The following is a 17,413-nucleotide window of genomic DNA, read 5'->3' on the forward strand; positions in this document are numbered from 1 at the left end:
GGAACAACACGTGCGGACTTTCACGTCGGCGGCCGAGTTGATCGCCGCCAAGGGAGAGGTGCTGGGCACCAGCGACTGGGTCACCATCACCCAGGAGGCCGTCAACCAGTTCGCCGAGGCCACCGGTGACCATCAGTGGATTCACGTCGACCCCGAGCGGGCCGCCGCGGGACCGTTCGGCACCACCATCGCCCACGGGTTCATGACCCTGTCGCTGCTTCCGGTGCTGATGCACCAGATGTACACCGTCGAGGGCATCAAGCTGGCCATCAACTACGGCCTGAACAAGGTGCGCTTTCCGTCCCCGGTGCCGGTCGGGTCGAAGGTGCGCGCCACCAGCACCCTGGTGGAGGCCGAGGAGCTCGGCGACGGTGCGCTGCAGCTGACGGTGTCCACCAGCATCGAGGTGGAGGGCGCTGGCAAGCCGGCCTGCGTCGCCGAGAGCCTGCTGCGCTACATGTTCTGAGCCCGGCACCGGTAGGCGACCGGGCGCCCTCAGTAGGCACTCATGCCGAGCCGGACCGCCACCGCGAGCCCGGCCGCCCCGATCACCAGTCGCATCGGGGTGGCCGGCGCGTGGCGCACCACCACGGGGCCCAGTCGCGCGCCGAGCAGGCATCCCAGGCCCAGCGGCAGCGCCGCGGCCCACTGCACCGGCGCGGCGACGGCGAAGATCAACGCCGCGACCAGGTTGGCGACGCCCAGGATCGCGTTCTTGGACGCGTTGGCGTGCGCCAGTGTCGCGCTGCCCGCCCGCAGCAGCAGCGCCAGCAGCAACACTCCGGCCGCCGCCCCGAAATAGCCGCCGTAGACGGTGATCCCGCCGATCGCCGCTGCCTCGGCGATCTGCACGCCGCGCCGGCGTCGCAGCTTGTCCGGATGCGGGTCCGCACGCCCGCGCGGCAGCAGGATCGCCACCGACGACAGGCCCAGCAGCACCGGCACCGCCTTCTCGAAACCCTCTGCGGGAGTGGACAACAGCAGGATCGCCCCGAGCGCGCCGCCGAGTGCGGCCACGGGGGCGATCCGACGCAGCCAGGGGCCCTGCCCGCGCAGCTCGGGCCGTGAACCCCACATGGAGCCGACCCCGTTGAAGATCAGGGCCACGGTGTTGGTGACGTTGGCGGCCACCGGCGGGATCCCGATGGCCAGCAGGGCCGGATAGGTGGCGACCGAGGCCAGGCCGGCGATGCTTCCGGTGAGCCCGCCCGTGATGCCGGCGGCCAGCAGCAGCACGGCGTGCTGCCAGGTCAGCGGGTGGTTCAGAGTTCGGCCACTTCGAGTTCGAGGCGCTCGGCCAGCAGGGCCTGCGCCTCGGCCCTGCGGGTCGGCAGGTGCCCGGACGGGAACGGCGTGTCGACCGGGACGTACTCCTTGAGGGTGCGCCGCGCCACCGTCAGCTTCATGAACGGCATCTCATTGGAGACCCCGAGGGCCCCGTGCAGATGCAGCGCACGCCGGGCCACGTCGTGCAGCACCCGCGGCCGCTGTCCGCGCCCGACAGCCTGGGTATGGCAAAGCTCCCTCGCTAGGTGTTTCGCAGGTTCAACGCCGTTATGTGGACTCAGCTGGACAATGGTGCGCCGTTTACCAGCCGGTGCTCCGTCAGCATTCAAGTGTGTGTTTCATCGTGGGTTTGTCCCGTGACACCTCCTCGAACCGAGGTTATACAGCCCGGCCGCGGTTCGTCTGCACAGATATGTATTCCTGGTCAGTCAAGGAGGGTAGCTGTGGCACCATCACCCGCTTGATAAGGAGGCATCGCCCCGGTTTGTGCGTACAGCGTCGGGCGCAGCTATCTGGATCGCGCCCACGCCCGCGATCTGGAATGCAGCGGAGCGGCGCCTCGCCGTCTCGACGCCGCGTTTCACGCACTGACCGATGTTCCAAAACGTTTACAGCTGAATAACTCTCGGATCTTCGAGTAGTGTCGGCGTAGGTGTACTGCCCCGGTCTGCTCGACCGGGCTCGTGGCTATCGCTCTTGGTTGATCTCGCTCGGGAGCGCTGGTCGTACCGCGAGGGCGACACGCAGCGAGAGGTCCTCGGGGTCGATCGGTTGTCCCAGAATCTCCTCGATGCGTCGTATGCGTTGGGTCACGGTGTTGGCGTGTAGCCCCAGTCTGCGGCCACACCGTGACGGACTGCCCGAGGTCTCCAAGAAGTGCTGCAAGGTAGCCAACATCCGGTCACGGCTCTCGTGCTGCAAAAGAGGGCCCAGCCGGTCGTCCACGAAACGCCGCGCCAGATCATCACGCTGGGAGACGAGTATCTCAACTGCCACATCCGGGAAGCAGGCGTGCTTATTCGCCGGCGGAGCCACTCGGGCACTCAATAGCGCCTCGTCGTGGGTGTGTCGAAAACCCTCGATCCCGGTCCGAGGAGCGCCGAAGGCTACGCCCACGCCGGACGGAAGTTCGAGGTCACGCAGGCGGTCATACGCCGACGGAGAGATTGGCGTGAACCACCCGTGTACACCCGCCACTCCAGCTGGCACGGCGAGTTGCTGTCGGGCCAGGGCCGCGATGCGGCGGCGCACCGGCTCGCCCACTTCCCCGGCACCGCTATCGGACACCGACCATGCGACGTACCCGATGTGGGTGTCGTCGGCGCGGTAGCCAAGAGTGTCCAGCAGGTTTGTCGCGTCGGCCGAACCAGCGAGGACCCCCTTGACGATCTCGCCGCGTCGCGAGTCGCGTTCCTGCATCACTGAAATGCGGACCTGGTTGAAGGCGACGACCGTCGCACTCGTCATGGCTTGCATGTACTCGAACATGCGGATCGAACTCGCCTCCAGCTCATCCGCGTGCGACGCATACGGAAGCGAAGACTCCCGCAGGAAACGCGTGTAACCGCGCCAAATGCTGGCGTGCCCTATCTCATAGGACCGAAGAATTCCCAATAGCGAAGCGTCGGCCAGCGCCATGTACTCCACAAACTCGCGGGCGGCGCTCGGAAGGGTCACAGCCCGGTGCGGTTCGCCGAGGAAACTCGCCCGAAGAACAGCGAAGTGCGAGACGACAGACGAGCGAAGCACATCTCGTGCCCCCGGAGGGCTGCTGTGCAGCGCGGGAACCTGAGACCAGAGTTCGTCGGCGAGGTCGGCGAAACCCTCCACACCGACTTCGTCGAGCCAGTCGACGAAGGGAGGCGACGCAAGTCCCGAGTCGTTCGCCATGACCAGAGCCTATAGACCACCGGCAAGGGATATGAGTGTGATCACACCACATAGAAAAATGTCACTTGAGCACATCGACTCCAGAATGTGGCGCAAATCATGCTTGCTCTGCCCACCGACGTAAGGAGTCCGCAATGAATCACTCGATTGACCCGCTCGCCGGATTGCGCGTCGCCGTGACCATCGACGACCAGTTCCAGTGGACGGGCATTCCCTTTCCCGCCGGGCACGGACCGAAGTCCGTCAGTCAGGCAATGATCGAGGCCTTCGCCCATCACAACGTTCCCGAGGTATACGCGTTCAACAGCACCGCACCCACTGATGACGACCCCAACATCCTGAAGATCCTCGACGACTGGTGCGCCGCCGGTCACCATGTCGGAAACCACACGCATCAGCACATCAGCCTCAACTGGATCGACGCCGACACCTACCTCGGTGATGTCGACAAGAGTGAAAAGATCCTCAGTCCGTGGCTGGAGCAGGCACCGTCGCGCTACTTCCGCTACGCCTTCGCGATGGAAGGCGACACCCTAGAGAAGACCCGCCAGGTTCAGACCCACCTCACCCGCACCGGCTATCTGTCGTCACCGGTCACGCTGTGGTTCTACGACGCCCAATTCGCCGTCGCCTACCAACGCGCACTGGCACTGGCCGACGTTGACGCCCAGAAGTGGCTCGAAGACACGCTGGTGCGCACAGCCGTCGCTCAGGTCCGGGAGCAGGCCGCCGCAGCTGCCGGCGCGCTCGGGCGCTCACCCGCCCACATTCTGCTGATCCACGGCACCACGATCGCCGGAGTGACTGTCGACCGCATACTCGCAGAGCTGGCCGGGTTGGGCGTGCAGTTCATCACCTCCGAAGAAGCCATGCGCGACCCCGCCAACGCCATCGGATCGCCCCTCACAACGCGCCAGTTCCGCAACTCCTCGCAAAAGTGGGCCGAGTTCGCCGGCGTCGAGGTCAAGGACACGCCACCAGCAGTCCTCGCCGAGGTCGAGGATGTGGCGGTGCTCGACGGCCAGAGTTGGAACGAAGTGCTGGGAAACGCCACCGCTGAGTGGGCCAGGCGCATTCCGTTCACTCCCTCCCCGGCCGACTTCCACTGAATGGACGCGACAGTGAACCAATCCGCTCGGATCACCTGCGGACAGTACGAAAGTTCCGTCAGTGCAGCGCAGGAACGCGCGGCACGGATAGCCACCGCCCTCGACCGCGTCGGCGTCGGTCAAGGCGACCGCGTCGCCATCGTCATGCGAAACGAGGTGGCCTTCATCGAGCTCACGCTCGCGATAAGCCTCCTTGGTGCGGCGCCCGTCCCGATCAACTGGCACTGGACCGGTGACGACCTGGCGCACGCACTCGCAGACAGCAGCGCCAAAGTGGCCGTTGTTCACACCGATCTGCTGCCGAGCGTGCAGGAGCGGGCCGGGGATGACGTCATCATCGTCGAGGCCGGCGTCCCCGCTGAGGTCGTTCGGGCCTATGGCCTCCCAACACCCGAGGTCACCGGCAAACTGCCACTGCTTCAGCAGTGGAGCACCTCGCCCGAGCCGTGGTTGCAACCGGCGTTGCCCGCCCCGATGAGCGTGATCTACACCTCGGGAACAACCGGGCGCGCCAAGGGAGTCCTACGCAATCCCATCAAGGACGAGGACCGGCCCGCCGTCGTCTCCACCGTCGCCGAACTCTTCCATCTCAAGCCCGGTGGAACCACCGTGATCCCGGCACCGCTCTACCATTCAGCGCCCAACGTGCACGCGATGTTCGCGGTGGCCATGGGAATGAACGTTCACCTGATGACCAAGTTCGACGCCGAAGAGTTGCTTCAACTCATCGAAAGACATCGGGTCGAGACCCTGCAGGTGGTTCCCACCATGCTCAACAGGCTTCTGCAGCTCCCCCCGCAGAAGCGTGCGGCCTACGACCTGTCGTCATTGACCGCCATCGTGCACGCCGCCGCACCGTGCCCACCGCACGTCAAAGCGGCGATCATCGATTGGCTCGGGCCGATCGTCCACGAGTACTACGGGGGTGCGGAGATCGGAGCCTTCACCGCGTGCGACTCCGGCGAGGCACTGTCCCACCCGGGAACGGTCGGTCGACCGATTGGTGACGCGGACATACGCATCCTCGATGAACACGGTGCCGAGGTACCCGAAGGGACGGATGGACAGATTTATGGACGCTGCTTCACCGGTTGGCCCGATTTCACCTACATCGGCGATGACGCGAAACGTCGCGCGATGGAATGTGACGGCTACCTGAGCCTGGGCGACGTCGGTCACCTCAAGGACGGGTACCTGTATCTCAGTGATCGATTGAACGACATGGTCGTGTCCGGTGGTGTGAACATCTATCCCGCCGAGATCGAGAGCGCTCTGCTGGAGCTGGACGGCGTCGGCGACGCCGCCGTCTTCGGGATCCCAGATCCGGATTTGGGTGAGGTGATCGCTGCGTACATAGAGCCAACCCCGGGTGCGGACCTCGACGCTGAGGACATCCGCGCGCACGTCGCAGCACGCCTAGCTCGCTACAAAGTCCCACGGGAAGTGGTCGTGGTCGACTCTCTACCGCGGGAAGACACCGGCAAACTATTCAAACGCCGGTTACGCGAGCCCTATTGGCGAGACATGGCGGAGCTGACCGCGATGGAAGCACGATGACATCCCTCGTTCGCCGGGAAACCCCGGCACCCGGGGTCGCCCGACTCGCCCTCAATCGTCCCGAGCGACGAAATGCCCAAAATCCGCAGATGCTCTATGACCTCGACGCTGAGTTCGTAAGCGCCGCAGCAGACGACGGCGTGAAAGTCATCATTCTGGCCGGGACCGGGCCCGACTTCTCGTCCGGACACGACGTCAGCGAACGTGACTCGCCGATCCCAGGAGATCCCGTCGCGACACTCGGTGCCGGCCTGACGACGCCGGGAATAGAGGGTCGGCATGCCTTCGAATGCGAGGCCTATCTTGGTCTGTGTCGGCGATGGCGTGATCTGCCAAAACCGACGATTGGGCAAGCCCATGGCCGCGCCATCGCCGGCGGGCTCATGCTGCTGTGGCCGATGGATCTGATAGTCGCGGGCGAGACGGCAACATTTGCCGATCCCGTCGTCGCCTTTGGTCTCAATGGGGCGGAGTATTTCTCCCACATGTGGGAGGTCGGACCGCGTAAGGCCAAGGAGATGCTGTTCACCGGTGCCGCGCTGACGGCACAAGAGGCCCACGAGCGCGGCATGGTCAACCACGTTGTTCCAGACGGACAACTTGACCAGTTCACCGTGGACCTCGCGACGCGCATAGCCGATATGCCGGCCTACGGCCTGCGGCTCGCCAAAGCGAGCATCAATGCCGCACTCGATGCCCAGGGCTACGGAGTGGCCATCGATGCCGCGTTCGCCCAGCACATGTTGGGACACGCCAACAACTTGGCCAAACACGGCGACATCATCGACCCCGCTGGTGTCGAGGCAATCCGTGGACTTGCACGCCGCAGCCAGAACCGACGCTCCTCTGGCGAGTAGCGACTGGACTCGCACCCCGGCTCGCTCAACCCAACCACCTCACGAGACACCCCAACAACGTCTCGCAAAACACATCCACCAGGAGAGCCTGTGCCGAATCCCTCTGCCGCCATGTTTGATATCGATCCCGGTAACAGAGCAGGGTCAATACCCGATCAGCTCGAACAGTGGCTGACCCGATACGGCTCGCCGAGCGCGAACGCCACCGAGCTGCTTCTTGACCAGCACAACCCGGCTGCCACTGCATTCATCGAGCTGCACCTTGATGGCGACTCGCTGATGGCAGAACATCTGGCCTATGGTGATCTTGGCGACCGGTCCAAACGTCTGGCATCTGCGCTGGCGGCGAGGGGAGTCGGCCGCGGAGACGCCGTCGGCGTGCTCATGGGTAAGCGCAGCGAGCTGGTCGTCACGCTCCTGGCGATCTTCCGGCTCGGAGCTGTACACCTGCCGTTGTTCACCGCATTCTCGACTCCGGCAATCGATATCCGACTCCGCGCGGGGAAAGCAAGAGTCGTTGTTACCGAGCCAACGCAGGCGCTCAAGCTGACGGGCATCGACGGACTCACCACGATCGTCGCTGGGGAACAGTTCGACTCCCTCGTGGCGGAGAACGAGCCCATGACAGAGTCGGTGACGGTCGGCGGTGACGGAGCGCTGATCCTATTGTTCACCAGCGGTACCACTGGCTCACCCAAAGGAGTGGTGGTGCCGGTGCGTGCGCTGGCCTCGATCGTCAGCTACATGCGTTGGGGACTCGACGTCGCTGACACCGACGTGTTCTGGAATGCCGCCGATCCAGGGTGGGCCTACGGACTGTATTACGGCATCGTCGGACCGCTGGCCATCGGAGTGCCGAATTATCTGCTGCGTGAGCAGTTTTCCGCCTCACTTACCACCCGAGTTCTCGTTGAACTCAACGTCACCAACTTCACCGCAGCTCCCACTGTGTACCGGGCACTCTGCAAAGAGCGGACCGACGTCGACGGCGTTTCGCTGCGGTGCGCGTCATCTGCCGGAGAGCCGTTGACGGCGGACGTGACGCAGTGGGCTGAGCAGGTGCTGGGCACTGAGGTGCGCGATCAGTACGGACAGACTGAACTGGGCATGGTGGTGAACAACCATTGGGCAGATGGGCTACGCCGTCCGCTGACTCCCGGCTCGATGGGCCAGTCAATGCCTGGCTTCACCATGGGCGTTGTCGACGGTCGGATCGCAGTCAATGTGCCGGAAAGCCCGTCGATGTGGTTCAGTGGTTACCTCGACGCGCCCGAGCAGACGGCTGCTCGTTTCGTCGATGACGGACGGTGGTATCTGACCGGCGACACCGGGAGTATCGATGACGCCGGCAATTTCTACTTCTCCGCACGCGACGACGACGTGATCATCATGGCCGGCTATCGCATTGGCCCGTTTGAAGTCGAGAGCGTTTTGACCACCCATCCGTCGGTCGCGGAAGTTGCGGTGGTCGGGCGACGGGACGAGCTTCGCGGTGAGGTCCTCGAAGCATTCGTTGTACTCAACGATACGTCCGTGGACACGGAAGCGTTGAAAGCTGAACTGCAACAACTAGTTAAGAATCAGTTTGCAGCACATGCCTATCCACGCGATGTGCACTTCGTCGCCGCGCTGCCGAAAACGCCGAGCGGCAAGATTCAACGTTTCGTCTTGCGTCAGCAGATGGATGTTCAGCAAAGCGGCCATAGAGCTCCGACCGAAGGTCGGTAACACCGCCTGCGGTTTTCGAGGTTGCGGTCTAACCGCAGCCCAGCCGCCCAAACGGCGACGCATCCCAGGGCACACACGCGCAAAACTGACCGATGCTCTCCCGCTTCAGCTACAGACCTCGAGTATGACTACGCCCGTTCTAGAGCACGTCCCAAACCTCACGCGAGAGCCGAGTTCCGCGCGACCGTGAGCAGGCACAGCCTCACACTCCTTCCCGCCCTCCTGCCAATCAAGCAGGCATCTGAGGCGCTACGTCCAAACCCACACGAAAGGCTGGTGACTCTGGTGAAGCACCTTGGAGTCGAGCAAATTTCTCGAACATCGCACCAACGAACGTCTTGGCTGGCGACCTTTCTGGCCGCCTTTGCCTTAATTGTCCCTGTCGCACAGAATATCCCCGTCGCACATGCCGACGAGAGTCGATACGAGCAATTCTATACCCCTCCTGACCCGCTTCCGGATGGCCAGAATGGCGACCTGATCCGCACAGAGCCTACACGTTTGGTACTCGAGCCTTCTGGACAGCTCGGCACATTTCTCGGTATCGGGACCCGAATCATGTACCGCAGTAGTGATGCACAGGGTAAACCCGTCGCAGTGACCGGCACGTACATCGAGCCGGACAACCCGTGGCCGGGCAAGGGTGCGCGTCCGCTAATTGCTTACGCGACAATCCCTTACGGGATGGGTGAGCAATGCGCACCATCGCGGATGTTCAATCAGGGCATCCACGCATCCCTGCAAACGGGCTTCGACCTGATGTTCAACGTCGAAGAGGGGTGGATCGCGACGCTACTTGCCCGCGGATTCGCCATAGTTGTCACCGACGGCGTCGGGGCGGGTGTGCACGGCTCGATGTCACCGCAATTGTTGAACCGCGTCGCCGGCGGCACCGCATTGATCGATGCCGCCCGCGCGGCGATGAAACTGCCGGGAACGTCCCTGGACCCGCATGGTCCAGTCGCATTCTGGGGATGGCTTTCCGGCGGTCACGCCGCGTTGTCGGCCGCCGAGCTGGCGGGATCATACGGACCAGAACTCGACGTGGTTGGCACTTATGCGGCTTCTGCACCTACCGATTTGGCGACCGTTCTGGCTCCCATGGACGGAAATTACCTTGCAGGAGCAACCGGCTACGTCTTGCGCGGCATCTTCGCGTCCTATCCAGAACTGGAACAGCCAATCCGAGACACCTTGACCCCACGCGGTCGGGAGATGCTCGACAACACCGGACGCCAGTGCCTGCTGCAAACCGGAATCGACTACATGTTCCGCCATTTCGACGGCTGGTTCAAGAACAACATCTACGAGGCCGTTGCCGTCGATCCGTTCAAGAGTCTGCTTGCCGCGCAACGTATCGGCAACCTCAAACCATCCGGTCCGGTCTACTTCGAGCACAATCGTTGGGATCCCTTCGCTCCGTACATGTCAGTGCGTCAAACCGCCGCGGACTGGTGCGCGAAAGGTGCCGACGTGACCCTCTGGACCAACGAACAACCTCCGTTATTCAACAAACTCGATGTCAACTCACTGCTATCGCCGTTTGTCGACGGTGAACGAAGCATGAGCTGGCTGACCGACCGGTTCAACCACGTAGCGACGACACCCAACTGCCACGAGATCGAAGCACCGCCTCTGGACGAAGAAAGCCACACGCCATGACGCTGCAACACAGCACTGCCGGTTGTGGGGTCTGCCGCGCGGACGAGTTGGCTCCCCCAGCGTGGGCAGGCTGGAAGATGGTCGGTGCCTCCGGGGCTGTGTTCGCGACACCGCTGCAGTCTCGGCGGCTGTCGGGCTGACACCCAACACTAGGCCCGGCCGGGCTGGTCACGCCCCTGCCCTTTCGTGTCCGTGACACATCAGGTAGACCTGTCTCATGAAGACTCACCTGAACTGCCCGTGCGGCGAGGCCATTGTCGGCACCGACGAGGACGACCTGGTGGAGAAGACCCAGCAGCACCTGGCGGCCAACCATCCCGGCCACGAGTACTCCCGCGACGAAATCCTGTTCATCGCCTACTGAGCCGCGCCGCGCCGGTCACCCGTCAGCAACGGGTGATCAGCGCCGAACGCCGCCCGCTGGTGGCCGCGAACTCGGCCACCAGGTGCGCGACCGCCGCCGGCGCCTCGGCATGGGGCAGATGCCCCACCCCGGACAGCACGGCCAGCCGGCTGCCCGGCATCGACCGGTGGGCGGCGTATCCGCGCGACACCGGAATGATGACGTCGTCCTCTCCCCAGATCAGCAGCACCGGCATCTGAGCGGTCAGCCGGCGGCGGTGTGTCGCCGCGACGGACTGGGCACGGTTCTCGACCACCGAACGCAGGGTCTGCAGGCTGGCATACCGGGTGTCGCCGTCGGCCAGCGAGGCGTAGGTGTTCCACAGCTCGGCGCCGCGCGGGAAGTGCAGACCCACCGTGGACAGCCACGTCCCGACGGTGTTCCCGGCGCGCAGCACCACCGTGGGCGCCAGCACGGGCAGCGCCCACTCGGCGCCCGGCGCCGACAGCAGCCGCAGCGGCCAGCTCAGGTCAGACTCCAGGCCACCGGAACCGATCAGCACCACCCGCTCGCAGCGGTTGCGGTGCTGATGGGCGAACTGCATGGCGATCCCGCCGCCCAGGGACTGCCCGACGACCGTCACCCGCTCGATGGCCAGCTCGTCGAGCAGATCGCGCAACCACACCGCCAACGCGCCCAGCGAGTAGTCGGTGCGGGGCTTGTCGGAGCGGCCGTGCCCGAGCAGGTCGGGCGCGATCACCCGGAAGTCGCCGGCCAGCCGGTCGGTGACGGCCCGCCAGGAGTCGGAGCTTGCGGCCATGCCGTGGATGAGCAGCAGCACCTCACCGTTGCCGGCACCGCTGTCGCTGCCGCTGTCGCGGTAGGCGACGCGGTCGCCGTGCAACTCCAGGAAGCGCACGTCGGCGGAATCGGTCGATGTCACTGGGGCGATCTTCTCGGTGTCGATCTTCTTGGTGTCGATCCCTGAGTTGTCCATGGCGATATGCCTCCAGAACTGTCGGCACCCCCGTTCACTCCGACGATAGTCGCCGCCCGGAGGCCCGGAGTTACTCGCGGGTAACAACAGTGCGTGCGGCTGCGGAATCCCGTGCGGCCGACCAGTGCATATAACGATTCGGTCACCGTCTGCCGGGATCCGCCCAGCCTCATCATCGGCGAAATTCTGAGAACTCTTAGGAAACGGGGCCCGCTCTGACCGGAATCTCAGCGATCGGTTCGAAAGAGAGTTCGACATCACAGGCGCCGCCGGTAACACTTCGCCGTGGCGCCACCGCGGGCCTGATGCCCTGTCCGACTTCGGTTTGCGTGCTATTCGGCGCGGGTACCTTCGGTCCAGGGACGGGGATGTACCGCGATCGAGTGATCGCTGTCTGTGAGGAAATACAACCAATGAAGATGAGTGGTAACACCCTGCGCCGGGGTCTCGGCGGCGCGTTCGCCGGCTGCCTGCTCGGGGGTGCAGCGGCCGGTCTGCTCACGGCGCCGACGGCCGCGGCCCAGCCGTGCGACGCCAGCGCGGCGATCGGCACGATCAGTTCGGTGGCCGGCCAGGCCAGCCAGTACCTGAGCACCCACCCCGGCGCCAATCAGGTGCTGTCGGCGGCGACCGCGCAGTCGCCGGAGGAGGCGCGTGCCTCGGTGCGGGCGTACTTCACCGCCAACCCGGGCGAGTACCTGGAGCTCAAGGGCATCACCGCCCCGCTGGGCACGCTGCAGGGCCAGTGCGGCACCGCCGGGGTGCCGATGAACCTGGTCAACGCCTTCAACGAGTTCCAGGCGGGCTGAGTCGGGCCGGGGTCACCCGGGGATCGCCTCGGGTGACTCCGGCAACACCTGCCCACCGTCGACGGTGATGGTCTGACCGGTCACGTAGGCCGCCTCGTCGCTGGCCAGGAACGCCGCGGCATAGCCGATGTCCTCGGGCCTGCCCAGCGCCCCGACCGGGATCGACCGGGCCATCTGCGCCAGGTAGTCCTCGCCGAGATCGGCGAGCCCCTCGGTGAGCACGTTGCCGGGAAGCACCGCGTTGACCGTGACGCGGTGCGGCGCCAGTTCGATGGCGGCGGTGCGCATGAACCCCAGCTGGGCCGCCTTCGACGCGCCGTAGTGCGACCAACCGGGAAAACCGGTGATGGGCCCGGTGATCGACGAGGTCAGCACCACCCGGCCGCGGCCGGAGGCGATCAGCGCGTCCAGACAGGCCTGCACGCTGAACACGGTCCCCTTCAGGTTGACGTCGAACACCTCATCGAGCTGCTCGGGCGTCATCGTCTGCAACGGGGCCTCGGGGAAGATACCGGCGTTGGCGCACAGCACGTCGATGCCGCCGAAGGCCCCGACGACATCGGCGGCCATCTGCCGGCACGAATCAGGCTGGCGCACATCGGCGCTGACGCCGATCACCGACCCGTCGCCGAGCTTCTCCAGGTCCGCCACCGATGCCGCGAGGTCGGCCGCGGAGCGGGCGACCACCGCGACGTTGGCGCCGGCGCCGGCGAACACCGAGGCGATGCCGCGCCCGATGCCCTTGCTGCCCCCGGTGACGATCACGGACCTGCCTGCCACATCGAACATGGCCCTCAGTGTGCTGCAGACCCGGCCGGACGGCAGCGCGACGCCGCGATGATGCAAGATCGGCGGTATGGCAACCGGGGTGCGCGTCGAGGTCGACGACGCCGGGGTGGCGGTGGTGACCCTCGACGGGGCCGGCCGGCTCAACGCGTTCTCCGCGGGCACCGCCGACGCGCTCGGCCGGGCCTACCGGCGATGCGATGTCGATGACGACGTCCGCGCGGTGATCCTCACCGGGGCGGGCCGGGGCTTCTGTTCGGGGGCCGATCTCTCGGCGGGATCCTCGGCCTTCGCCCGGCCCGACGAGGCGTTCAGTGCCTCACCCGTGGTGCCGCCGGCCTGGCGGGTGCGCAAGCTGGTCATCGCCGCGGTCAACGGCCCGGCGATCGGCATCGGCCTCACCCTGGCGCTGCAGTGCGATGTGCGGCTGGTCGCCGAGGACGCGCCGCTGGCGATCCCGCAGGTGCGCCGTGGCACGATCGCCGACTGCCAGGCCCACTACACGCTGCGCCAGTCCGTGGGGCTGGCCACCGCGGCCGATCTGCTGCTGACGGGGCGCACCATCACCGGCGCCGAGGCGGCCCGGCGCGGCATCGCGACCCGGGCGCTGCCAGCCCCGGAGGTGCTGCCCGCGGCGCTGGAGCTCGCCCGCGACGTCGCGACCCAGGCCAACCCGGCCTCGGTGGCGCTGAGCAAGCGCCTGCTGTGGGCCGACCTGGACCCCGAGGCGGTCGCCGCCGAGGAGACCCGGGCCCACCGGTTCCTGATGGGCAGCCCCGACGCCGCCGAGGGCGCCGCGGCGTGGCGGGAACGGCGGGCGCCGCGCTGGACCCTGCGGGCCGGGCAGACCGGAGACCCGGCATGACGGGCCGGCCGAGCACCGACGAGGTTCTGCGCGGGATCGATCTGCGCGGTCGCACCGCGGTGGTCACCGGGGCGTCCTCGGGGCTGGGCCTGGAGACGGCCCGCGCGCTGGCCGCGGCCGGCTGCACGGTGATCGCGGCGGTCCGTGACCCCGAGCGGATGCGGCGGGCGCTGAACGCGGCCGCCGGGGACGACCCGGCCGACCGGGGAATCGGGGTGGTCGAACTCGACCTGGCCGACCTCGATTCGGTGCGCTCGGCCGCGGCCGCCATCGCCGCCGGACACCCCGTCATCGACCTGCTGATCAACAATGCCGGGGTGATGGCGCCGCCGCTGACGCGGACCGCGCAGGGCTTCGAATTGCAGCTCGGCACAAACCATCTGGGGCATTTCGTGCTGACGGTCGGGCTGCTCGACCGGCTGGGCGCCGGTGCCCGCATCGTGAACCTGAGCAGCCGGGGGCATTTGATGAGCGGAATGCGCTGGGCCGACCCGCATTACCGCGACGAGAGCGGTTACGACAAGTGGCAGGCCTACGGCCAGAGCAAGACCGCCAACGTGCTGTTCACGGTCGAGCTGGAACGACGGTTCGCCGACCGGGGGATCCACGCCTTCGCCGTGCATCCCGGGGTGGTGGCCACCGACCTGGCCCGACACCTGGGCCGCGAGGACTTCACCACGGTGCTCAGCGGCCTGGCCGTCGCCGATGTGCGCCACGGCGCCGCCACCACCGTGTGGGCGGCCACCAGCGTGGAGCTGCAGGGACGCGGCGGGCTCTACCTGGAGGACTGCCGGGTGGCCGGGCCCGCATCCGGCAGCCAGGAGGGCGGTGGCGGGGGATATGCGCCGTACGCCATGGACCCCGACGAGGCGGCCCGGCTGTGGTCGTGGTCCGAGGAACAGGTCAGGCGCTCCTGACGGTGTTCCGGCGGATCGCGTGAACCCCCGGTCACGCAGTGCCGCCGATGGGGCACAATCGCTCCCATGGACAGCGACTACGACGATCCCGGCCCCGACAACACCCTGGGCCCCAGCGAATCGCTGGACTCCGATGAGGTACGCAACGACGACGGCGACGTCGTGGTGGACCCACCCGACCGCTGGATCGACGCCGACGAGGACGAGTCCCTCGACGAGCGCCTGGCCGCCGAGGAACCCGATGTTCCGCCGCGCGGCGAGGCCCCCGCACGACCGTCACGCCGCCATCTCGGGCAGGTCGACGGCACGCCGGAGGACGGCGACTCGTTCTTCAACGTCGTGGACGACGAATAGGGCCTGAGTCGTGGACGACGAATAGGGCCTGAGTCGTGGACGACGAATAGGGCCTGAGTCGTGGACGACGAGTAGGGCCTGAGTCGTGGACGACGAATAGGGCGGCAGCTAGGCCCGGGTGTCGCGCAGGGTGGTGCGGAACTGCATCACCCGGTACGGCCAGCCCCGCGCGGTGTGCCAGTGCGAGACGAGCAGCCCGACGCCGCCGCGCACGTCCAGCCGGGACCCGGGCAGCAGATAGCCCCCGTAGAGCTGGGCCACCCGGCAGCCGGCGTGGTGCTCGTCGGCCCAGCCGCAGCCCCGGACGGGCTTCTGCACCGGGATCCCGGCCGGATCCGAGGTCGGCGCGCTCAGGGTGCGGTAGCCCAGGGCGTACTGCGACGACAGGAACCCGCCCAGCACCCACGTGTGTGCCGCCAGGCGACGAAAGCTCAGTTCACCCCAGGTCTCCCCGGGCGGCGTCACCGGTTCGGGTTCGACACCCCACTGCCAGCGTCCGTCCGCGCGGCCCCAGCCCTGGTAGCCGTCGCGGTCGCCGATCCGTGCCGGCCGCACCCGGCGCACGATGATGCCCTTGTCGCGCTGGAAGCCCGTCGAGACGACGTAGACCCAGCCGTCGTCGGGGTCGTGGTCCCAGGACCACAGCTGGGCGTGCCCGTCGTGCAGGGCGGCGGCGAACTTCGCGGTCTCGCCCATGTGCTCCCAGGTGACCCCGTCGTCGGCCGAGGACCAGATCTCGGTCCACAGCACGGTGCCCAGACCCCGGTTGACGATCACGTGCAGGTAGAGCATGTCGTCGACGCGCAGCAGGTCCGAGGGCAAGACGGTGCTGATCCCGCCCCGCGCCCAGTGCGGTCCATGGTCGTGGACGTAGAACCGCAGCTGACGCGCGTAGTCGGGGTCCGGTCCGCCGGCGCGTTGCCACCGGATCGGGGTCCGCGCGTCTCCGCTGCCGATCAGCACGACCGGGGATCGCCAGTCCCCGCGGCCGACCCGGCGCCCGGAGAAGGTGTCGCCGAACGCCGCGACCAGGTTGCCGTCGGGGGCGCGGACCGCCGCGCCCAGGTCGGTGGCGGTGACGCCCCACCGGTCGGTGATGCCCGGCCCGGTGACGTCGGCCAGTTTGCCGTCGGCGGTGGAGTCGGCCGGCAGCGCGGCCTGGGCGTACGGGTCGAACGCGCGGACCCGGGCCCAGGCGGCGGCCAGCCGGGACGTCACGGGGTCAAGGCGATCTTGATGCAGTCGGCGGTGCGCGCGGCGACGGCGGCATAGGCGTCGGCGGCGTCGGCCAGGGCCATCGAGTGGGTGAAGATGCCGCTGGTGTCCAGCCGGCCGGACTGGATGAGCGGGATGAGTTCGGGCCAGGTCCGCTGGATGGGTGCGGTGGTCATGCGCAACGTCACACTGCGGACCAGGCTCAGCAGCGCGGGGAACGGGAACGGGTTGAGGTCGTGCACCCCGACCACCGAGACGGTGCCGCCGGCGCGCACACAGCTGAGCGCGTCGGTCATGGTGGCGTCGTTGCCGACGGCGTCGATGACCGCGGCCGCACCGCGGCCACCGGTGGCCTCCATGACCGTTCCGAGCGCTGGCGGGGCCAGCGGTGTGGCCCCGCACACCGCCGCGCGTTCCCGCCGGCCCTCCACGGGATCCACCGCGAACACCTGACCGGCGCCCTGCGCGATCGCGCTGCGCACCGCGCACAACCCGACGGCCCCGAGCCCGAACACCACCACGGTGCCGCCCGGCGGGATGTCGGCGCGGCGCGCGCCGGCCCAGCCGGTGACCAGGTTGTCGGTCAGCAGCAGCGCTTCCTCGGTGTCGATGCCCTCGGGGATCTTGAGCAACTGGAAGTCGGCGGCGGGCACCGCGAGCAGTTCGGCCTGCGCCCCGCCGAGCATCCCGGAGCCGAAGATCTGCGGCCCGGACAGGCAGGTGACCGGATCGCGGGTGGCGCAGCCCTCGCAGCGTCCGCATCCGCTGACCGAGGACACCAGCACCAGGTCGCCGACGTCGACACCGCGGACCTCGGGTCCGGTCTCCACCACCGTCCCGACGGCCTCGTGGCCCAGCGCCACCGGCTCCGGGAGCGGATAGTCGCCCTCGTAGAAGTGCAGGTCGGATCCGCAGATGGCGGCGGTGGTGACCTGCACGACGGCACCGTCCGGGCCCGGCAGCGCCGGGTCGGGCCGGGTGTCCACGCTGATCTTGCCGGGGGCCTCGATCACCACGGTGCGCATGCGGCTCCTGTT

Annotated in this window: 17 protein-coding genes and 1 pseudogene; 11 read left to right on the forward strand and 7 right to left on the reverse strand. The window is 67.1% G+C overall.

The window, feature by feature from the left end; all coding sequences use genetic code 11:
- The first annotated feature begins 10 nt into the window (after nt 1-10).
- Nucleotides 11-466: a MaoC family dehydratase gene (locus CSR00_RS15805; RefSeq protein ID WP_099023365.1), complete on the forward strand. Its 456-nt coding sequence runs from the start codon at nt 11-13 to the stop codon at nt 464-466.
- Between the two features lie 29 nt (nt 467-495).
- On the opposite strand, the gene CSR00_RS15810 is transcribed toward CSR00_RS15805, so the two are convergent.
- From CSR00_RS15810 to CSR00_RS15820, 3 genes and pseudogenes are all read right to left on the reverse strand, one after another.
- Nucleotides 496-1,236 carry a sulfite exporter TauE/SafE family protein gene (locus tag CSR00_RS15810; protein ID WP_407662455.1) on the reverse strand — a complete coding sequence of 247 codons (741 nt, stop codon included), beginning with the start codon at nt 1,234-1,236 and terminating at the stop codon, nt 496-498.
- Nucleotides 1,237-1,262: 26 nt separating this feature from the next.
- Nucleotides 1,263-1,484: pseudogene (locus tag CSR00_RS15815) on the reverse strand (acyl-CoA dehydrogenase family protein); the annotation flags it as partial.
- A 490-nt stretch (nt 1,485-1,974) separates the two neighbouring features.
- Nucleotides 1,975-3,177 carry a PucR family transcriptional regulator gene (locus CSR00_RS15820; RefSeq protein ID WP_099023367.1) on the reverse strand — a complete coding sequence of 401 codons (1,203 nt, stop codon included), beginning with the start codon at nt 3,175-3,177 and terminating at the stop codon, nt 1,975-1,977.
- A 176-nt stretch (nt 3,178-3,353) separates the two neighbouring features.
- On the opposite strand from CSR00_RS15820, the gene CSR00_RS15825 reads away from it, so the two are divergent.
- The 6 genes from CSR00_RS15825 (at nt 3,354) to CSR00_RS15850 (ending at nt 10,454) form a co-directional block, all read left to right on the forward strand.
- Nucleotides 3,354-4,286, forward strand: coding sequence for a polysaccharide deacetylase family protein (locus tag CSR00_RS15825; RefSeq protein ID WP_176562086.1), 933 nt, complete (start codon nt 3,354-3,356; stop codon nt 4,284-4,286).
- Nucleotides 4,287-5,843, forward strand: coding sequence for an AMP-binding protein (locus CSR00_RS15830; RefSeq protein ID WP_099023369.1), 1,557 nt, complete (start codon nt 4,287-4,289; stop codon nt 5,841-5,843). It begins immediately after the preceding gene.
- Complete coding sequence (locus CSR00_RS15835) at nt 5,840-6,700, forward strand: enoyl-CoA hydratase (RefSeq protein WP_099023370.1); 861 nt, start codon at nt 5,840-5,842, stop codon at nt 6,698-6,700. Before CSR00_RS15830 ends, CSR00_RS15835 begins: the two co-directional genes overlap by 4 nt.
- 111 nt (nt 6,701-6,811) lie before the next feature.
- Nucleotides 6,812-8,428 (forward strand): AMP-binding protein, encoded by a 1,617-nt coding sequence (locus CSR00_RS15840; RefSeq protein WP_099023371.1) that lies wholly within the window; start codon nt 6,812-6,814, stop codon nt 8,426-8,428.
- A 342-nt stretch (nt 8,429-8,770) separates the two neighbouring features.
- Entirely contained in the window at nt 8,771-10,090 is a 1,320-nt protein-coding gene (locus tag CSR00_RS15845; protein WP_176562087.1) for a lipase family protein, read from the forward strand.
- Nucleotides 10,091-10,307: 217 nt separating this feature from the next.
- Complete coding sequence (locus CSR00_RS15850; RefSeq protein WP_099023372.1) at nt 10,308-10,454, forward strand: DUF1059 domain-containing protein; 147 nt, start codon at nt 10,308-10,310, stop codon at nt 10,452-10,454.
- 22 nt (nt 10,455-10,476) lie between these two features.
- Here CSR00_RS15850 and CSR00_RS15855 read toward each other — a convergent pair whose 3' ends face one another.
- Complete coding sequence (locus CSR00_RS15855) at nt 10,477-11,430, reverse strand: alpha/beta fold hydrolase (protein ID WP_099023373.1); 954 nt, start codon at nt 11,428-11,430, stop codon at nt 10,477-10,479.
- 419 nt (nt 11,431-11,849) lie between these two features.
- Between CSR00_RS15855 and CSR00_RS15860 the strand changes: the two genes are divergently transcribed.
- Nucleotides 11,850-12,239, forward strand: a complete 390-nt coding sequence (locus tag CSR00_RS15860) for a heme-binding protein (protein ID WP_407662456.1) — start codon at nt 11,850-11,852, stop codon at nt 12,237-12,239.
- 12 nt (nt 12,240-12,251) lie between these two features.
- Here the strand turns inward: CSR00_RS15860 and fabG are convergent, their stop codons facing one another.
- Nucleotides 12,252-13,028 carry a 3-oxoacyl-ACP reductase FabG gene (gene fabG / locus CSR00_RS15865; RefSeq protein WP_099023375.1) on the reverse strand — a complete coding sequence of 259 codons (777 nt, stop codon included), beginning with the start codon at nt 13,026-13,028 and terminating at the stop codon, nt 12,252-12,254.
- A gap of 67 nt (nt 13,029-13,095) precedes the next feature.
- On the opposite strand from fabG, the gene CSR00_RS15870 reads away from it, so the two are divergent.
- The 3 genes from CSR00_RS15870 (at nt 13,096) to CSR00_RS15880 (ending at nt 15,161) form a co-directional block, all read left to right on the forward strand.
- Entirely contained in the window at nt 13,096-13,890 is a 795-nt protein-coding gene (locus tag CSR00_RS15870) for an enoyl-CoA hydratase/isomerase family protein (RefSeq protein ID WP_099023376.1), read from the forward strand.
- Nucleotides 13,887-14,807, forward strand: coding sequence for an SDR family NAD(P)-dependent oxidoreductase (locus CSR00_RS15875; RefSeq protein WP_099023377.1), 921 nt, complete (start codon nt 13,887-13,889; stop codon nt 14,805-14,807). Before CSR00_RS15870 ends, CSR00_RS15875 begins: the two co-directional genes overlap by 4 nt.
- 66 nt (nt 14,808-14,873) lie before the next feature.
- Nucleotides 14,874-15,161 carry a hypothetical protein gene (locus CSR00_RS15880; RefSeq protein ID WP_099023378.1) on the forward strand — a complete coding sequence of 96 codons (288 nt, stop codon included), beginning with the start codon at nt 14,874-14,876 and terminating at the stop codon, nt 15,159-15,161.
- A gap of 108 nt (nt 15,162-15,269) precedes the next feature.
- Here the strand turns inward: CSR00_RS15880 and CSR00_RS15885 are convergent, their stop codons facing one another.
- Nucleotides 15,270-16,313, reverse strand: coding sequence for a glycoside hydrolase family 183 protein (locus CSR00_RS15885; protein ID WP_099023405.1), 1,044 nt, complete (start codon nt 16,311-16,313; stop codon nt 15,270-15,272).
- A gap of 62 nt (nt 16,314-16,375) precedes the next feature.
- Nucleotides 16,376-17,401: an alcohol dehydrogenase catalytic domain-containing protein gene (locus CSR00_RS15890; RefSeq protein ID WP_099023379.1), complete on the reverse strand. Its 1,026-nt coding sequence runs from the start codon at nt 17,399-17,401 to the stop codon at nt 16,376-16,378.
- Nucleotides 17,402-17,413: the final 12 nt, after the last annotated feature.

This window comes from Mycolicibacterium palauense (assembly GCF_002592005.1).
Taxonomy (GTDB): domain Bacteria; phylum Actinomycetota; class Actinomycetes; order Mycobacteriales; family Mycobacteriaceae; genus Mycobacterium; species Mycobacterium palauense.